General features: G+C 41.0%; 17 protein-coding genes. 6 read left to right on the forward strand and 11 right to left on the reverse strand.

Going from position 1 to position 17,298, the window contains the following annotated elements:
• Positions 1-74 precede the first annotated feature (74 nt).
• The 3 genes from AACS98_RS02520 to AACS98_RS02530 form a co-directional block, all read right to left on the reverse strand.
• Positions 75-1,130: a WD40 repeat domain-containing protein gene (locus tag AACS98_RS02520; protein ID WP_066375968.1), complete on the reverse strand. Its 1,056-nt coding sequence runs from the start codon at positions 1,128-1,130 to the stop codon at positions 75-77.
• 46 nt (positions 1,131-1,176) lie between these two features.
• Positions 1,177-1,476: a hypothetical protein gene (locus tag AACS98_RS02525; RefSeq protein ID WP_066375969.1), complete on the reverse strand. Its 300-nt coding sequence runs from the start codon at positions 1,474-1,476 to the stop codon at positions 1,177-1,179.
• Positions 1,477-1,792: 316 nt separating this feature from the next.
• Entirely contained in the window at positions 1,793-1,963 is a 171-nt protein-coding gene (locus AACS98_RS02530; RefSeq protein ID WP_015139885.1) for a chlorophyll a/b-binding protein, read from the reverse strand.
• A 310-nt stretch (positions 1,964-2,273) separates the two neighbouring features.
• Here AACS98_RS02530 and ald point away from each other — a divergent pair, with 310 nt between their 5' ends.
• Together ald and AACS98_RS02540 are read left to right on the forward strand one after the other, a co-directional pair.
• On the forward strand, positions 2,274-3,365 hold the full coding sequence (gene ald / locus AACS98_RS02535) for an alanine dehydrogenase (protein ID WP_066375971.1): 1,092 nt from the start codon (positions 2,274-2,276) through the stop codon (positions 3,363-3,365).
• A gap of 256 nt (positions 3,366-3,621) precedes the next feature.
• Positions 3,622-4,524 (forward strand): DNA-methyltransferase, encoded by a 903-nt coding sequence (locus tag AACS98_RS02540; protein ID WP_066375975.1) that lies wholly within the window; start codon positions 3,622-3,624, stop codon positions 4,522-4,524.
• A 61-nt stretch (positions 4,525-4,585) separates the two neighbouring features.
• Here the strand turns inward: AACS98_RS02540 and AACS98_RS02545 are convergent, their stop codons facing one another.
• Entirely contained in the window at positions 4,586-4,798 is a 213-nt protein-coding gene (locus tag AACS98_RS02545) for a hypothetical protein (protein ID WP_066375978.1), read from the reverse strand.
• A 600-nt stretch (positions 4,799-5,398) separates the two neighbouring features.
• Here AACS98_RS02545 and AACS98_RS02550 point away from each other — a divergent pair.
• Together AACS98_RS02550 and AACS98_RS02555 are read left to right on the forward strand one after the other, a co-directional pair.
• A complete protein-coding gene (locus AACS98_RS02550; protein ID WP_066375979.1) occupies positions 5,399-6,562 on the forward strand; it encodes an SGNH/GDSL hydrolase family protein in 1,164 nt (387 codons plus the stop codon).
• A 39-nt stretch (positions 6,563-6,601) separates the two neighbouring features.
• On the forward strand, positions 6,602-6,964 hold the full coding sequence (locus tag AACS98_RS02555) for a DUF4864 domain-containing protein (protein ID WP_066375980.1): 363 nt from the start codon (positions 6,602-6,604) through the stop codon (positions 6,962-6,964).
• A 36-nt stretch (positions 6,965-7,000) separates the two neighbouring features.
• Here AACS98_RS02555 and larE read toward each other — a convergent pair whose 3' ends face one another.
• Both larE and hrmK read right to left on the reverse strand, forming a co-directional pair.
• Positions 7,001-7,831, reverse strand: a complete 831-nt coding sequence (gene larE, locus AACS98_RS02560; RefSeq protein ID WP_066375983.1) for an ATP-dependent sacrificial sulfur transferase LarE — start codon at positions 7,829-7,831, stop codon at positions 7,001-7,003.
• 78 nt (positions 7,832-7,909) lie between these two features.
• Positions 7,910-9,715 carry a hybrid histidine kinase/response regulator HrmK gene (hrmK, locus tag AACS98_RS02565; RefSeq protein WP_066375986.1) on the reverse strand — a complete coding sequence of 602 codons (1,806 nt, stop codon included), beginning with the start codon at positions 9,713-9,715 and terminating at the stop codon, positions 7,910-7,912.
• Positions 9,716-9,904: 189 nt separating this feature from the next.
• On the opposite strand from hrmK, the gene AACS98_RS02570 reads away from it, so the two are divergent.
• Positions 9,905-10,771: a branched-chain amino acid ABC transporter permease gene (locus AACS98_RS02570; protein WP_066375988.1), complete on the forward strand. Its 867-nt coding sequence runs from the start codon at positions 9,905-9,907 to the stop codon at positions 10,769-10,771.
• Positions 10,772-10,792: 21 nt separating this feature from the next.
• Here AACS98_RS02570 and AACS98_RS02575 read toward each other — a convergent pair whose 3' ends face one another.
• Together AACS98_RS02575 and lipA are read right to left on the reverse strand one after the other, a co-directional pair.
• Positions 10,793-10,927 (reverse strand): photosystem I protein PsaX, encoded by a 135-nt coding sequence (locus tag AACS98_RS02575; protein ID WP_066375989.1) that lies wholly within the window; start codon positions 10,925-10,927, stop codon positions 10,793-10,795.
• Positions 10,928-11,130: 203 nt separating this feature from the next.
• Positions 11,131-12,033: a lipoyl synthase gene (lipA, locus tag AACS98_RS02580; protein WP_066375991.1), complete on the reverse strand. Its 903-nt coding sequence runs from the start codon at positions 12,031-12,033 to the stop codon at positions 11,131-11,133.
• A 219-nt stretch (positions 12,034-12,252) separates the two neighbouring features.
• On the opposite strand from lipA, the gene AACS98_RS02585 reads away from it, so the two are divergent.
• On the forward strand, positions 12,253-12,888 hold the full coding sequence (locus tag AACS98_RS02585) for a response regulator (protein ID WP_066375993.1): 636 nt from the start codon (positions 12,253-12,255) through the stop codon (positions 12,886-12,888).
• A 169-nt stretch (positions 12,889-13,057) separates the two neighbouring features.
• On the opposite strand, the gene cydB is transcribed toward AACS98_RS02585, so the two are convergent.
• The 3 genes from cydB to nadC all read right to left on the reverse strand — a co-directional run bounded on the left by cydB (position 13,058) and on the right by nadC (position 17,151).
• Positions 13,058-14,071, reverse strand: coding sequence for a cytochrome d ubiquinol oxidase subunit II (gene cydB / locus AACS98_RS02590; RefSeq protein ID WP_066375995.1), 1,014 nt, complete (start codon positions 14,069-14,071; stop codon positions 13,058-13,060).
• Positions 14,072-14,266: 195 nt separating this feature from the next.
• A complete protein-coding gene (locus AACS98_RS02595) occupies positions 14,267-15,712 on the reverse strand; it encodes a cytochrome ubiquinol oxidase subunit I (RefSeq protein ID WP_066375996.1) in 1,446 nt (481 codons plus the stop codon).
• A gap of 572 nt (positions 15,713-16,284) precedes the next feature.
• Positions 16,285-17,151 carry a carboxylating nicotinate-nucleotide diphosphorylase gene (gene nadC / locus AACS98_RS02600; RefSeq protein ID WP_066375997.1) on the reverse strand — a complete coding sequence of 289 codons (867 nt, stop codon included), beginning with the start codon at positions 17,149-17,151 and terminating at the stop codon, positions 16,285-16,287.
• Positions 17,152-17,298 lie beyond the last annotated feature (147 nt).

Here is a 17,298-nt window from a genome sequence, read left to right on the forward strand (position 1 = left end):
CAAGAGCTACAAGCGATCGCATATTTCATCTAGACTGATGTTGTGCGATCGCTCTTACATCAAAGTCACAATAGTTACTTGCTAACTTTATTTGACGGATTCCCCCAAATATTAATTCGTCCATCAAATGCTCCACTCGCCAGCACTTTGCCATCACGACTAAAAGCGATCGCACTCACCCAATCACTGTGTCCAGTTAGTGTATTTAATAACTTACCTGTAGCTAAATCCCATAATTTAATCCCATCCCTACCAGCACTAGCTAAAGTTCTGCCATCGGGATTAATGGCGATCTCATTTACCCAATTGTTGTGTCCGGTGAGAGTGTAAACTGGTGTTTCCGAGGTGATATGCCATAGTTTGATTGTGCGATCGCGACTAGAACTAATTAACTTCTGCCCATCAGGCGTAAAAGCCACATTGGTGACTGTACCAGCATGGGCGACAAATTCCTGAGTTAACTTACCAGTATTTAAATTCCATAACTTAATTACGCCTCTTTTGTCACCACTAGCGACAGTCTGACCATCAGGACTCATCGCTACAGTGTAAATTGTATTATCGAAGCGTACTAAGGTAGCTAAGGGACGCTGTTGTACTAAGTCCCACAGTCGAATACCATCTAAAGCTCCACTGACAAGGATTTTACTATCGGGAGATACAGCCAGAGACAATACACTCCCACCATGTCCTACAAAAGAGCGTTTAAACTGATTATTTTTGAGATTCCATAAGTTGATTGTCTTGTCAGCACCACAGCTAGCTAAAGTTTGCCCATCTGGGGAAATGATTAAAGATTCTACAGACGTTGTTTGGGCTTTGGTAATACTACCCACTTTTTCGCCGTTGATGGGGTTCCATAGGCGGATTACCCCCTCATTGTAATCACCGCCACTAGCCAACATTCGACCATTGGGACTAAAAGCTAAAGATTTCACCGTACCACGATGCGCCCTGAAGTTTTTCAGGAGGCGCGGATTGATAAATGCTTGTGTGGTTTCTGGGGTGCTAACTGTTGCGGTAGCATGAGCAGGATTGATTTTGTATTCGTGCCAGAGATGAATCGGCAGAGCGATCGCCCCTAGCAATGCCAAACTAAAATACAGGCTAGCTTTTCCCTGACTCCTCACTGTTCTTCCTCACCTGCTCAATATGGACTGATCAAAACCCAGCTTTCTAGTAAGGTGGTTTCTTCTTATTTACAGTCAGCATCGGCAAAGTCGGACTAGATGAACGAGAAGGCAAGTAATGTTGGACTACAGGCTCTTCTGCCATCGGAGGGCGGACTTGCTGGCTACTACGCCAGAGTTTAAAGGCGAGGGTAACGCCTGCTGTTCCCAAACCCACAACGAACAATGACCAACTATCATCTAATCCACCGATCAGAGCATCTACTACACCCATTGTGATCAATACACTAATTATGGGTTCTTTTCTATAGGCTGACTTCAAAAAACGCGGTAATACAGCATTCATCACAACTTGGTTTTTCCTGTTCACCTTGTGTGTCAATTTACCCAGAATACCCAACTGAGGAATTGCCCTTCACCATAAAAGGCTCCTAAAAAATATTATAATTTTCTGAAGTTTGAGAGTATGTATAGTCATTGGCTCTCTTGCATTACATATTTGCAAGTTTAGGATATCACTGACACTCTCTGCTCTGCCTTATAGTTATAAAGGAAAACTCCTCTCAGGTATTGCACTATCTATTAATACAGTCAAAACCAGCTGAATGTTCCAGCTGGTTGCAACTGTTCTAATTATTAGCTTACAACTTCAATACGAAGAACTACTTCAAACCCAGCCAAGAGAGAACACCTTGATTGGTGACGTATTCAATTACCACCATCAACAGGAAGCCAATCATAGCAGCTCGACCGTTCAATCTTTCGGCATATTCGTTAAAGCCAAATTTTGGCTCTTCTAGTTTGGGGGTAACAGTAGGTTGTGTTTGTGACATTGTGCAAAAACCTCTTTTTGGCAAACGGGACTTAATAACGAGTTATGAGCTAATTGCAGAGCTTGTAGGACAAGATAACTTGAAAACGCTAACAGCTGCTTGATTAAAAAGCTTTGCAAAGGCTCGTTAACATTTTGTAATTATTCTTTATATATTGTAGAAACTCTAGAGCAATCGTCAAGGGTAAGTAGTTTGAGGGGAAATTAATTTAAATTGGGAAACCTAATCTTATAGATAGCTATCCCTAATACGGAACTGTCAGGCTGAGACTGGCAGGCTTAATTAAACAAAAATTTATCAGAGGCGTTAAATGGAAATCGGCGTTCCCAAAGAGACTAAGGATCAAGAGTTTAGAGTAGGTTTAAGTCCTTCTAGTGTAAGGGTATTGCGGGAAAAGGGTCATACTATTTGCGTTGAGACTCAAGCAGGTAGTGGCGCGGGGTTTACAGATGAGGATTATCAAAGTGCAGGGGCGGTGATTGTCTCCACAGCAGAAGCGGCGTGGAATCAGGAATTAGTTGTTAAAGTTAAAGAACCACTGGCTAGTGAGTATAAATTTTGCCAAAAAGGGCAGATATTGTTTACTTATCTGCATTTAGCAGCCGATCGCAAATTAACAGAAAACTTAATTGATTCTGGCATTTGTGCGATCGCCTACGAAACCGTAGAGCAACCCGGAGTTAACAGACTGCCTCTGCTGACTCCCATGAGCATCATCGCTGGTAGATTATCAGTACAATTTGGCGCACGCTACTTAGAACGTCAACAAGGTGGTAGAGGTGTGTTATTGGGTGGTGTTCCTGGGGTGAAACCTGGAAAAGTAGTAATTCTAGGTGGTGGCGTAGTTGGTACAGAAGCCGCCAGAATTGCTGTAGGCATGGGTGCGGCGGTGGAAATTTTAGACGTTAATGTTGAGCGTTTATCTTACTTAGAAACTTTATTTGGTTCTAGGGTAGAATTACTTTACAGTAACTCTGCCCATATTGAAGCAGCTGTCAAAGAAGCGGATTTACTCATTGGCGCAGTTTTAGTATTAGGACGTAAAGCCCCAATTCTAGTTAACCGCGAATTGGTGAAACAAATGCACCCCGGTTCTGTAATTGTTGACGTTGCCGTTGATCAAGGTGGTTGTGTGGAAACCTTACACGCCACGTCTCACACCAACCCGATATATATTGAGGAGGGTGTAGTCCATTACGGCGTTCCCAATATGCCAGGTGCAGTACCTTGGACAGCTACCCAAGCACTTAATAACAGTACACTACCTTATGTTGTGCAGTTAGCAAATTTAGGTATCAAAGCTTTAGAAGTTAACCCCGCCTTAGCTAAAGGTTTAAATGTACAGAATCGTCGCTTAGTACATCCAGCTGTGCAAGAGGTATTCCCTGATTTAGTGAGTTAGATTTCTCTCAGGGACTTCCAGAGCAAAAATATCCAAAATGTAGTGTGCGTCAGTACGAGAACCCCTTGTAGGGGCGGGTTGATCAATATCTTGGATTGCTCAACTAGGGTATTTGTGAACCCGCCCCTACTATACCAAGAAAATATTCATCCTGACGCACCCTACTAATAGTCGATTTGGATAATTTATTTTTTGGTAAGTTCCTACCTGACAAAAAGTGGTAGTCTTTGAGTCATTCAGATAATTTAGATACCGCTTGAACTCACAGCCAACAACCCCAAAAGTCACTAATTCTCAGCCTTATTACACGCAACAGCACGGACAAGCCTATTTAGGTGACAGCCTGCAAATTATCAAAAGTATCCCAGACAACAGCATTAATTTAATTCTCACTTCACCCCCATTCGCTTTAACACGTAAAAAAGCTTATGGTAACGAAAGCGCAGAAAAATATATTGATTGGTTTTTGCCTTTTGCTTACGAGTTTCAAAGAGTTCTGGCAGAGAATGGCTCATTGGTATTGGATTTAGGCGGAGCTTATCTGCCTGGTAATCCTGTCCGCAGTATATACCAATACGAACTTCTGATTAAACTCTGCAAAGAAGTCGGCTTTTTTTTAGCACAGGAATTCTATCACTACAATCCAGCGCGACTGCCGACTCCTGCTGAGTGGGTAACAATTAGACGAATTCGGGTTAAAGACGCAGTAAATACAGTTTGGTGGTTATCTAAAACGCCGTACCCGAAAGCAAACAATCGCAAAGTTTTAAAGCCATATAGCCAAAGTATGAAAAACCTACTTAAAAATGGCTATCAAGCTAAAAGCCGTCCTAGTGGACATGACATTTCTAACAAATTTCAAACAGATAACCAAGGCGCAATTCCACCGAATTTGCTAGAAATTCCGAACACCGAATCAAATAGTGTGTATTTACGACGTTGTAAAGCAGCCGGAATCAAACCACATCCAGCTAGATTTCCTCAAGGTTTCGCTGAATTTTTCATCAAGTTTTTAACTGATGAGGGTGATTTAGTATTAGATCCCTTTGCAGGTTCTAATACTACTGGGTTTGTTGCTGAAACTTTGCAACGTCGATGGTTATCGTTTGAGATTAATGAGGATTATCTTCTGGGAAGTCGTTACCGATTTCGTGAATAATCAAGAGTCAGTAGTTAACTGTGAACTGTAGACTCTAGACTATTTACACAAGAAAGCAGATTCAAATTTCTCCATTGACTTGCATTTGGTGAACTCGGTCGGCTAACTCTTGACGACTTTGGTCATCAAGTTTATCGATAGCTAACATTCCCATGAGAATTACCTCTTTTAACGTGAGACGAGTTGAATGTGCCTGTTTTTGCACAATCTCCTTGATAATTGGACTTACTCCAATTGCTGTACTAGCTCTAGCCACAAAATTAAAGGGAAACATCAATGACATCGGATAAATATTAGCATTTCCCAGGGGCTTATACTATATGTATTGAACTAATTTTAATTGAGTAATAATACAGACATCCTAAGTGTTAAGGCATGAGGCTATCTAAGTAGATGGTATTCACTACTACAAAGTGTCCTATATGTAAAAATATATGAATGGTTTTAGGGAAAAATTCCGTATTTGACTTCAAAATTACTGATGTCGTCAAACATGGCTAGCAATTGCATGAATTTGCTAAGACACATTTATGCAAAATATTCTCTATCTTAACTTATTTACAAGCAGATAAATTTTTTTTATAATTCCAAATCAATCTCGTCTGGTGCATACGGAAGTAAAAACTTGGTAAAACATGTTGTATATAAAAAGTTATACATTCTTGAACATGAAGTCTAACATCAGGCTAAATTATGTAATATAAAAGTTATGCTTTAAAGAATTTGTAAATTATCTTATGTAATCTTGTTAACCTAGTTTACAAAATTATACATTTTTCATAAGAATAATATTTTAACTACAGTAAAATTTCCTGAATACGGATAATTAACGCTGTCAAAGAGAAAAGCAGGAATTTAGAGGAGAAGCAAAGCGATGAGGGAACCTTATCTGTTGGCAGCAGGCTTGTTAACAGGATTGGCAATACCAGCTTCAGCTCTTCCACAGATGTTAGCTATCTTGCCACAACATGATATATCCCAATGGGATGTAAATCAAGGCTTGCAGACCAGAACAGATGTCAAAAATAACCTCAATCATGATGTATCTGTACCCGAATTCAGTAGTCAAGTAACCCAGCCTGTAGAAAAATTACAACCAACATTCAGTCAAAAATTTTTTCCTAGGCTTTTTCAGCTTTCATTATCAGAGTTGAGCAGTCAACTGTTACCAGCTTCAGAAGCTTCTGAAACAAAAGTAGGTGACAACAAGCTGGCGAATGAGAACGTCAGTTTACGGAAAATTAACTCGCAAGAAATACCAAACACCGTAGAGTCATTATTTAACCCCAGTAGCCAACCAACAAATCAGTCATTAACTTCTGGCAATCAACTTTACTATCAAAGACTAGCAGCACTGAAAACGGGTCAAATTTATACACGTACAGATATTGAGCGCGGAAAATTACCGCGAGACTCAGGTAGGAAACGGCAATTGACTTATGAAGATTGGAAAAGTTTATTAGTTTTAGAAGGGAAAGCGATCGCTCAAGGTCAAGGTAAAAACCGCTTGAGTATCTTAGTGGGTGATTCCTTAAGCCTGTGGTTTCCCACAGAAAAACTGCCTACTGGGAAATTATGGCTTAATCAGGGCATATCTGGAGATACATCAAGCGGTATTGCCAGAAGATTGGCAGCCTTCGCCAAAACCCGACCAGATGCAATTTACATTATGGCTGGGATTAATGACTTAAGAAAAGGTACAAGCGATGAAGTAATTTTACGAAATTATCGGCGAATTCTTCGCAGTTTACGGCAAACTCACCCTAAAACTCAGATATTTGTTCAATCTATCCTACCAACTGATATCTCAACAATTTCTAATAGCCGTATTCGTCATCTGAATCAAAGAATTTCTGAGATTGCTCAACAAGAAGGAGCTAATTACTTGAATATCCATCATTGGTTTACAAATGCTGATGGTAACTTACGCTCAGATTTAACTACTGATGGATTACATCTATCACAAGATGGATATGATGTGTGGCGATTTGCCCTCCAGCAAGTAGAATTCAAACTCTCTCAAGCAATTGAGCGATAGGCTTCACCCTGACATCAACGATCGCAAATTGTAGGTTTTATGGAAGCTACTGATAAAGATTATCTTGCCATCCGTTCTGTGATAGAAGGCCAATTACAAGCATTTCAACAGGATGATGCTCAAGCTGCCTTCTCCTTTGCTAGTCTGGCAATCAAAGAGCAATTTAAAACCGCAGAGAACTTTATGCGGATGGTGAGCATCAGTTACCCTGCGGTTTACCGTCCTCGTTCGGTATTTTTTGAGCAGATTACCACAATCCAAGACAATATCACTCAGCCGGTTTTACTGCTATCACCTGAAGGGGTTCCCTTACGAGCCTTGTATTTTATGGAAAAACAACCTGATGATACTTGGAGGATTAACGGTTGTATTTTAGTGTCTGTAGACGCAGAAACTACATAACATCCGCCCTCGCAGCTTAATCATGCAAAATAACTTTTATACGTTAGTTTCCCAGGCTTCCCGATTTAAAACTTGGTTTAACTTGCCACTACGATAACCTTCTAAATCAAGAGTGACATAAATAAATCCCAACTCTTGGAAGGCTGTAACTACAGATGGTAAATCTGTCATGACTACAAAATCTTGAATTTTTTCTGGTGGTAATTCAATGCGTGCTGTATCGCCTTCAGAACGGACTCGCAAATTCTGCCAACCCAGTTTCCGCAAATAAATTTCTGCTCTACCTACGCGTTGTAACTTGGCGATAGTAATCTCCTCACCGTAGGGAAAACGGGAACTCAGACAAGGTTGGGCTGGTTTATCCCACCAAGGTAAACCTAATTGTTGCGACAGTTGCCGCACTTCTAGCTTAGTCACACCGACTTCAGCTAAAGGCGATCGCGCGCCTCTTTCTTTAGCCGCTTGAATTCCTGGGCGGTAGTCTTGCAAATCATCAGCATTCACCCCATCGACTACATAGGGATAGCCCAACTCTAAAGCCAAAGGTTTGAGGTTGTCGTGTAATTCACTTTTGCAAAAATAACAACGATTGATCGGATTAGCTGTGTAATTGGGATTTTCCATTTCATGAGTTTGGATGATTTTGTGAGTAATCCCAATAGTTGCGGCTTGAATTTTGGCATCTTCCAGTTCTTCTGGTAACAGCGAAGGTGAAACAGCCGTTACAGCCAAAGCGCGATCGCCTAAAACATCATAAGCAATTTTAGCTACCAGAGTGCTATCCACACCCCCAGAGTAGGCAATCAAAGCCTGTTCCATTTCTGCAAATAAAGCTGTTAATTGCTCCAGTTTTGCTGTCAACATCATTTCCTAATTCCTGCCAAAAGCCAATAGCACCAAATCAATTTTATTTTAGTGGTGATTTCTGCCCCTATTTCCCATACCCTAACTTGGTTGGCTATACTTTGCCACCAAATTAGTCAACAGTGATAAATCGATAGGTTTAGAAATATATTCATTAAACCCAGCAGCTAAACACATTTCGCGATCGCCTTTCATCGCCATTGCCGTTTGGGCAATCACAGCAATGTGCTGATATTCTGGTTTTTTTCGTAACTGCTGCACTAAATCCAAACCATTGGCATCGTGAAGACAAATATCCATTAATATTACTGCTGGCTGTTTTTGGCTAAGTGCTAGCCACATTTCCCCTGAATTGTTCACACAAGTTACCGCATATCCCAACTTACTCAGATGTATCTTCATCAGTTCCGCATTAGGTAAGTCATCCTCCACCAGCAAAATTTCTCTGCAACTGCTAGGAGTTATTGGCAAAGACTGTGAAGATGTTACTTCTTCCTCTGGCTCTATGTCTGTTGATAATACTGCGCCTGTAGGTATAAGAGGTAAGATAATCGTAAAACGGGAACCGTGATTTACCTCCGATGCCACCGTAACAGAACCGCCATGAATTTCTGCCAGTTTTCTTGTTACTGCTAACCCCAAACCAGTACCTTCATTCTGGCTAGCTGAGGAGTTAGGGATTTGGACATAGGGATGAAAAAGTAAAGCTTGGTTTTCTGTGGAGATGCCAACACCCGTATCCCACACCAGAAAATGCAAATCTGAATCTTGTCGTGTTACTTTTAAACCTACAGTGCCTTTATTGGTAAACTTTAAAGCGTTAAACAGCAAATTTAACAGCATTTGCTTAAGTCTTAAGGAATCTGCTACCAGGGTGGTGACATCAGCATCTAATTCTAAAGTTAACTTTAAGCCTTTATTACCAGCTTTTTCTTTGACTAGCCCCAGAACATTACGACACAATTCTGGCACATCAACTTTTTCCCATTGCACTTCTAATTGGTTGGCTTCAATTTTAGAAAGATCCAAAATATCATTGATCAGAGCTAGTAAATGCTTCCCACTAGATTGAATAATATTTAGATATTCACGATGACGTTCTCTAGTTGGATCGTAGTTTTGAGCTAGCAGCAGGTGAGTAAAACCAATAATGGAACTTAATGGTGTGCGGATTTCATGACTGGTGTTAGCTAAAAACTGGTTTTTTAGTTGATTTGTCCGCTTCAGTTCTTGATTAGTGCTAAATAAATTCTGAGATTGCTGTTGTAAAGATTGAATTTGTTTAAGTTGTGTCAGGGTTTTAACACATTGCTCAACTGACTTAACCATTAATAGCGTCAAGAGTTGCGCTTGTGATGCTGTTAGGGTTTTGCCATGAGAGTTGTGTTTAGGTGTAGCCATGAGTAGCCAACCAACCATCCCACCAGTCTCATCAGTTAATCGCCAAGCTTTTGGCGGTTTTTGTGTTTCTAGCTCTTGTAAATCTTTGAGTGTAATTTCTGCTTGCAGTTCCAATCTGAGCTTTTTACCTTTTTTCAGCCTTACCTCTGGGAACAGATATGGAGAACCAGCAGATGGAGAATGAGAAATATAGTAAACTTTACCAACTGAGTCTTGCGCTTGAAACAGAGCGATACCCATGACACACTGCGCGAACCCTAATCTACTTGCATTTAAAGCCGTGTTGAGTTCATTAACCACAGTTTGAAAAATTTCAGCTTCTGTGATTCTTGCCTGTGAGACATTAGTAAACACAGCCAATAGACAATCATTCAGCCGACTTTGTAGCTGGTTCAAGCTGCGCTCCAGCCATAACTCAGCGCGAAGTTGTGAAATTGTGGTATCTACCTGTGAGTTCGGTTCTGGTAAGCTTGAATACTGCTGCATGGTCAACTAGACCGTTGAAAAACTGTGGTTTCGCAAAAAATACGAACAAGATCCTATGTATATTAACTCACAATTCTTTTTTGTATCAAAATCATAACCTATAGTGTCGATGATTACTACAAAACCAAAAATAATTATTTGTGCTTAACCATTCCAATTGATTAACGGGCGACTTTTTTAAGTAAGACTATGGACACACAAATCATTCAGCTAATTGTCAATGGCATTGCCGTGGGTAGCATTATTGCGTTAGCGGCAGTTGGACTCACGCTTACTTACGGTATTTTACGGTTATCTAACTTTGCTCATGGTGACTTTCTCACCTTGGGAGCTTACCTAACTTTGCTGGTAAATACTTTGGGGTTGAATATTTGGCTGTCAATGATTTTGGCAGCCGCAGGTACGGTATTGGCGATGCTGATATCAGAAAAATTACTATGGTCAAGGATGCGCTCGATCCGCGCTAATTCGACGACGCTGATTATTATCTCGATTGGATTGGCTTTATTCCTACGGAATGGGATTATTCTCCTGTGGGGAGGTAAGAATCAAAATTATGACTTACCGATTACTCCGGCACTTGATATTTTTGGCATTAGAGTACCGCAAAATCAATTATTGGTGTTGGCATTAGCGGTAGTGGCTATTTTGGCTCTGCACTACTTGTTACAAAACACGAAAATTGGCAAGGCGATGCGAGCCGTGGCTGATGATTTAGATTTAGCCAAGGTTTCTGGGATTGATGTTGAGCAGGTAATTTTTTGGACGTGGCTAATTGCTGGTACACTCACGTCTTTGGGGGGTAGTATGTATGGGTTAATTACGGCTGTACGTCCCAACATGGGGTGGTTTTTGATTCTACCCTTATTTGCTTCCGTAATTTTGGGAGGGATTGGCAACCCTTACGGTGCGATCGCCGCCGCTTTTATCATTGGTATCGTCCAAGAAGTTAGTACACCCTGGTTGGGTTCCCAGTATAAGCAAGGTGTAGCACTGTTAATCATGATTTTGGTGTTGCTCATTCGTCCCAAAGGTTTATTCAAAGGCACGATTTGAGCAACACCAGGAAACAGTTAATTAGTCAATGATGTGGAAGTAGTAAGCCGCTACCAGGAAGTTAACAGCTAGTAGCAAGATTGCCCAACCTGTGCGAAAAGGATAGGGTGCTTTCGCTCCAGAGTCAGGAACTGGGGGATTTTTAACTTTAGCCATAAGGCGATTCTCCTAATGTCAGACTTTTTCAGAAATACCAAACAGAGGAGCCAATTATCAAATTTCTTTAAAAATATTTGTGTGAGGGTGGGAAATTGGGGATTGGGGACTGGGGAATAGGGACTGGGGACAAATCAATTCAACAGTCAACAGTCAACAATCAATAATCAAAAATCAACAATTTTGAATTGATTTGTACCCACTCACTCCTCACCTGCATGGTAGGAACTACGAACTAACGGCCCAGAACGGACATGACTAAATCCCATTTCCCTGGCGAGTTTTCCGAGTTCGTCAAATTCTTCTGGTGTCCAGTATTTTTGGACTGGCAGATGTTCTAAAGATGGACGCATATACTGACCAAGAGTCAGGCGATCGCATCCCACAGCCCTTAAATCTGCCATTGCAGTGATGATTTCTTCCTGAGTCTCACCATGTCCCAGCATTAAACCTGATTTTGTAGGAATACTTGAATCGAGTTCTTTGACTAGAGATAATACTCGCAAAGAGCGATCATACTTCGCACCTCGACGTACTGGCCCAGTTAACCGTCGTACTGTTTCAATATTGTGGTTAAAACAAGCCGGACGAGCTGCCACAATCAAGGCGATGCGATCGCGCTGTCCTGCTTCTCCCGCACCTGCACCACCCCAAAAATCTGGCGTTAACACTTCAATTTGTGTATTCGGGGTTAACTGACGGATAGCTTCCATCGTTCTCACAAAGTGACCAGCACCCTGATCTGACAAGTCATCACGGGCTACAGAAGTCAGTACGACATAACGCAAGCCTAAAAGCTGCACCGCCTCCGCTACCTTTTGCGGTTCCTCTGGGTCAACAGCCATTGGTGCATGACCTTTATCCACTTGACAAAAAGCACAAGCACGAGTACAGGTTGGCCCCATCAGTAAAAACGTGGCAGTTTTTTGGGAATAGCACTCTCCCCGATTGGGACAGCGACCTTCTTCACAAATTGTATGAATTTGACGCTGCTTGATAATCCGTTGTACAGTCGAGAGTTCACTGGCTTTACCGATAGGACGGCGTAACCAGCTAGGCATTGCGGCAATTTCTGACTTAATTTGGGCTGATTGTGAAGAGGTCATATAACTTTAAGCAATGGTACTGTTAGGCCTTAAATATCACCTTGACATAAATTTACAGGCACAGGAGTAAAAGTTTTGTAAAACACTACCCGCAACGACATTTATACCGAAATATACTATCCCCCAATTAATCAAAATGTTGGATATAGTGGGAACATTCTCACGGTCAATCAACAAAGCCGTTATTTAAACTTAGATATTCTTTTAGAGCAATCAGTCGTGGCAAGTAACAAGATTCTAGTTATCGATGACACTACCGTTGTCAGGGTCAAAGTACGAGAAATGCTACCTCCTGGCAATTTCGAGGTCTTGGAAGCAAAAGACGGTTTGGAAGGACTAAATTTCATCCGTCAAGAAAAACTCAGCTTGATTATGTTGGATTTCCTTTTACCCAAAATGAGTGGCTGGGAAGTTTTCCAACAAATCCAGGCTAGCCCAGATTTAAGAAAGATTCCTTTAGTGATCATGTCTGGGCGAAAGGAAGAGGTGACAGAAAAAATTACTGAACCCTTTGAATATTTTGAATTTTTGCATAAGCCTTTTGACCAGAAGCAGCTAATTAACGCCATTAAGGCAGCAATGACTAAGGCGAAACTGCCTCGCCCAGAACCAGTAGCTGCTACTGTTGCTGTTAAGACTGCTACAGTAGCAACAGCTGCCACTGTCACAAATGGTGCGATCGCCACTGCTCCTGTTGCTACAACAGCTACAGTCGCAACTGCCCAACCGGAAGCAACTTCAGCCGCAGAAATTAAAGCTTTGAATGACAAGATTATCAAAATGCAAGCAGAGATTGACGGCTTGAAAAAACAACTCGCTCAGTTAGTGACGTTTATTAAGCAAAAAATCAAGTAGCATTCACGTTAACTATGATTCTTGCCACCACTAAAAATCGATGTTTAGTTCTCTGTGGCTACAAATAGTTAGCTTAAATAACATCAACTATTTTAATCAAAGTCCGCCAAAGCGGACTGATTTTATTTGGCGGTGATTTTTGAGGTTACTGATCTAAATCAAACTTGATTTACTCTCCATATTGCCCGCCAGTCACCTTACCACGAAAAACAATGTACTGGTAAAGGTTGTAAAACAGCATCACCGGAATCAGGAAGCCAATAAATATGATCATAATCACGAGGGAACTCGGATCGGCAGATGCTTCGTAAATTGTGATCTGATTAGGAATAATATAGGGGAAAACAATTAATCCCAATCCTAAAAATGTCACCACAAATAACAGAATAGTCCAAACAAAAGGAGCGCGTTCTTCCTTGCGGTTAAGACTTTGTAAAAGTTGCCAAATCAACCACACTCCCAACACAGGAATAACCGCAAAAATATAAACTAGGGGCTGCTGAAACAAGCGTGACCTAGCACTCTCATAAATGATGGGTGTGGTAATTGTAATTAAAATCGCGCCGATTAGGGTTGTCACAGCCGCAAGTTTAGCTGTTTTATAGTGTGTCTCTTGTAATTCTCCTGTGGTTTTCCAAACTAGATAAGTTGAACCAATCAATACGTAGCCTTGAATTAAAGTTAAAGCTACCAACACTGACGGTAAACTTAACCAGTCCCAAGTGCTACCAATAAAGTGTCCTGTTTCATCAACTCTGATACCTTTGAGAACTGCACCCAAAGCAAAACCTTGACCGAGTGCAGCAGTAAAACTCCCCGCACCAAAAGCAAAATTCCAAAAAAATTTACGTCTAGATAATTCTCGAAATTCAAACGCCACACCCCGAAAAATAAACCCAAACACCATAGTTAGAATCGGGATGTATAAAGCATTCAAAATTGTGCCATAAGCCAAGGGAAATGCACCAAACAACCCCCCCCCCATGAGAACTAGCCAAGTTTCATTAGCATCCCAAATATTACTCAAGCTAGTCATCAAAATTCCTCGCCTTTCCTCATCGGAGGAAGTGAGAGACAAAATACCTACCCCTAAGTCAAACCCATCTAGCATGACATAAAGAAATAAAAAAAGAGCTAGAATTACAAACCAGACTTGAGGGAGAAAATACTGTAGTGTCTCCATACAGTGTCCTATTGGTAAAGTCCTAAGTTTTAAGTTGTCTAGAGATTATTGTCAATAACCACTTGTACCTGTTGCTTGCTGATAGTTTTTGTAGGGTGGGCATTGCTGGCAATTTCTTCAAAGCCTTAATTTGACGTTTTTGACAATGCCCACCTGACAGTTATTGACAATGCTGCCAAATATTAATTGAGAAACTTATTGTTGTGCCTCCACAGGCCGTTCATCGGGTACAAACTCAGCAGGAGTAGTTTCTACTGCGGGTTTGGTGATTTCCGTTCCTGGTATTGGTAGTTCCAAATTTGGCCCTGTGCGGATGATGCGGCTACCAAAGTACATAGCTGCAATGAACAACACGCTGTAAACTACAGCGAAGCTAATGAGTGAGGTTAAGACATTACTTGCAGGTAGATGAGAAGCAGAATCAACAGTACGAATTTGTCCGTAAAGTGTCCAAGGTTGTCTACCTACACAACGCACAATCCAACCTGATTCAACAGCGATATATCCTAAAGGTGCAGCAAATACCCAAGCTACCATCAACCAACGTTGCTGAGTAATGTTTTCTGCTGAAAGTTTGCCACGTAACCATTGCAGCGTACTCAACAGCATTAAGCCGGCAAAGAAAAAGCCAATGGCAATCATGACCCGGAAGGCGTAGTAAATTAAACCTATCATGTGGGGACGATCTTCTGGTTTCCACTCTTTTAAACCTTGCACTGGTTCAGAAAGATTCTTTTTAAATTCCAGAATGTATCCCAAAGCATTAGGTACAGTAATTTCCCAATCGTTTTTTTCGGCTTTTTCGTTAGGTATGGCCAGTAAACTCCAGTCAGCAGGTTGTCCGGCTTGTGTGCTTTCCCATTGGGCTTCCATTGCGGCTAGTTTTGTGGGTTGATAGTGATAAACTTGCTCGCCGCTTAAGTGACCGATGTATATTTGTAATGGCGCAACTGCGATCGCAGCTGCTAAGGCAATCTTCAAAGATTTAGAAAAGAATCCTGTATGGCGTTGTTTGAGAATGTACCAAGCACTAATTCCGCCAATCACAAATAAAGAAGTCTCTAGCGTGGCAAAGAACATATGCAACACACTATTGACCATAAACGGATTTAAAATGGCTTGAAAATAATCATGAACCACAAACTTGCCATTCACCAATTCCCCTCCTGCGGGGGTTTGCATCCATGAGTTGGCTGTTAAAATCCACAAGGTTGATAAGTTAGCACCCACAGCCACCAAAATAGTTGAAAGATAGTGAATTGTGGGATTCACCCGTTCCCAACCGAATAACATAATGCCTAAAAAAGCAGCCTCTAGCATGAACGCCCAAGACGCTTCAAAACCAATCACGCTGCCGAAAAAGTTACCTACTGCCTCTGAGAAGGGGGCCCAATTCGTCCCAAATTGAAATTCCATTGGGATACCAGTAGCTACACCAATCCCAAAATTTAGGACGTAAAATTTCGACCAAAAGCGGGCATGAAGATAATAGTCTGGATTTTTAGTTTTTAGCCAGACTCCTTCCACAATGACTAAATAAATTCCCATCCCTGTAGTCAGGACAGGCCAAAGCATATGAAATATTGCAGTTAGAGCAAATTGCATCCGTGATAGCACAACGGAATCGGATAATAATTCCACCAACTTTCTCCATTAGCTAGCCACAATATTTAGGATAAACGCTTCTGTATAGAAACTGTTACCCTAAACTTGCTTAGATACTGTGGATTTTACCAACAGTAGTAATAGCAATAAATTATCTGAATATTTCTAATAGCGAAAATACTCAATTAGTATGAAATTTATCAAAAAATTAGTGTAAATTTATGGTACTTAGGCTGATTAATTTGATTCATATTATGGTATTGAGTTAATTGAATAATTTAAGCTTTTTTTAAGGTTTTTAGGAATGTCGAATGCTTAGTCTGAATTTTAGTCACGTTTAAATTGTGGCTAGAATAAATTTTTATATAAACAACAGCCTATTGTACGTTGCGCTAGTGAGGCGATCGCAATTTTTCCCTCATCCGTAAACCTCTTGTTTGGCAAGCATTTAATCTACAAAATCCAACATAAAAATTTTCAAATAAAGAATCTATGTGAAACAAACTAATTGAGTGTACACTCAATTATTCCCACACCATTAAAGTCGGTGGTTTTGCCTTTCTGTTTAATTTCTACCGTAAACCTTATCTTATAAAGAATATCCCCCGTTAAACAGGAATCTTCATACTCAAATCCAGCCACCGGGACTGAGTAATTGGCGCACTACTAGAAATATAGTCAACTCCTGTCTCCGCCACAGCACGAATAGTTTCTAAAGTCACGTTACCAGACGCTTCTATTTTCACCCGTATATCCTGCTGACGAATTAACTGTACTGCCTCATGCATTAAACTTAACGGCATATTATCCAACATAATAATGTCGGCTTGGTACTGCAAAGCTTCTTTCACCTGATTTAAACTTTCAGTCTCCACTTCTATCGTCAAAGGATACGGGACTTTAGCCCGAATGCGTGTAATAGCTTCTCCAATACCCCCAGCCGCAGCAATATGATTGTCCTTAATCATCACCGCATCATCCAACCCCATGCGATGATTAATCGCACCACCTACAGCAGTTGCATACTTTTCTAACAATCTCAATCCTGGCGTAGTTTTGCGTGTATCCACCAACTGAGCCGGTAAATCTGCTATTTGCTCTACATATTGATGAGTTAAAGTAGCGATTCCGCTTAAACGCATAGCTAAATTCAGTGCTACCCTTTCGCCCATCAGCAAAGCATCCAATGAACCGTGAATTTCCGCCACTACCTGGCCCGGTTCGCAGAATGAACCCTCATTAGCAGTAGCCACAAAATTTACTTTCTCATTCAAAAGCTGAAACACCCTGGCGGCAATTGGTAAACCAGCAATAATCCCTGGTGCTTTTGCTATCCATTTAGCTGTGCCTGGAGTCACATCTGCGGCTAATAAGCTATTTGTTGTGCGATCGCCTCGACCAACATCCTCCAACAACCAATCATGCAATAGCCTATCTAATACCAGCCAAGGTGGCAAAACACCAGATTTACTCACAATTTCATCTCTGCCCTAATAACTTGCACCAATAATATAGCCTACAACACTTACTCTAGAGGCTTTGTAGCGACGGGCGAAAAAAGAGGCAAAAAAATTTGCTGGGAAAGAGTTGACAATCCAGGTGTGGTTAGCTATATTGAATAA

The organism is Anabaena sp. CA = ATCC 33047, from assembly GCF_963870205.1.
Taxonomy (GTDB): Bacteria; Cyanobacteriota; Cyanobacteriia; order Cyanobacteriales; family Nostocaceae; genus Trichormus.

Excerpts from the sequence above, each read along its gene's own strand:
- AACS98_RS02525 (WP_066375969.1), bottom strand. The coding sequence starts at position 1,476 with ATGAATGCTGTATTACCGCGTTTTTTGAAGTCAGCCTATAGAAAAGAA.
- AACS98_RS02530 (WP_015139885.1), bottom strand. The coding sequence starts at position 1,963 with ATGTCACAAACACAACCTACTGTTACCCCCAAACTAGAAGAGCCAAAA.
- ald (WP_066375971.1), top strand. The coding sequence starts at position 2,274 with ATGGAAATCGGCGTTCCCAAAGAGACTAAGGATCAAGAGTTTAGAGTA.
- AACS98_RS02545 (WP_066375978.1), bottom strand. The coding sequence starts at position 4,798 with ATGTTTCCCTTTAATTTTGTGGCTAGAGCTAGTACAGCAATTGGAGTA.
- AACS98_RS02550 (WP_066375979.1), top strand. The coding sequence starts at position 5,399 with ATGAGGGAACCTTATCTGTTGGCAGCAGGCTTGTTAACAGGATTGGCA.
- AACS98_RS02555 (WP_066375980.1), top strand. The coding sequence starts at position 6,602 with ATGGAAGCTACTGATAAAGATTATCTTGCCATCCGTTCTGTGATAGAA.
- larE (WP_066375983.1), bottom strand. The coding sequence starts at position 7,831 with ATGATGTTGACAGCAAAACTGGAGCAATTAACAGCTTTATTTGCAGAA.
- hrmK (WP_066375986.1), bottom strand. The coding sequence starts at position 9,715 with ATGCAGCAGTATTCAAGCTTACCAGAACCGAACTCACAGGTAGATACC.
- AACS98_RS02570 (WP_066375988.1), top strand. The coding sequence starts at position 9,905 with ATGGACACACAAATCATTCAGCTAATTGTCAATGGCATTGCCGTGGGT.
- AACS98_RS02575 (WP_066375989.1), bottom strand. The coding sequence starts at position 10,927 with ATGGCTAAAGTTAAAAATCCCCCAGTTCCTGACTCTGGAGCGAAAGCA.
- lipA (WP_066375991.1), bottom strand. The coding sequence starts at position 12,033 with ATGACCTCTTCACAATCAGCCCAAATTAAGTCAGAAATTGCCGCAATG.
- cydB (WP_066375995.1), bottom strand. The coding sequence starts at position 14,071 with ATGGAGACACTACAGTATTTTCTCCCTCAAGTCTGGTTTGTAATTCTA.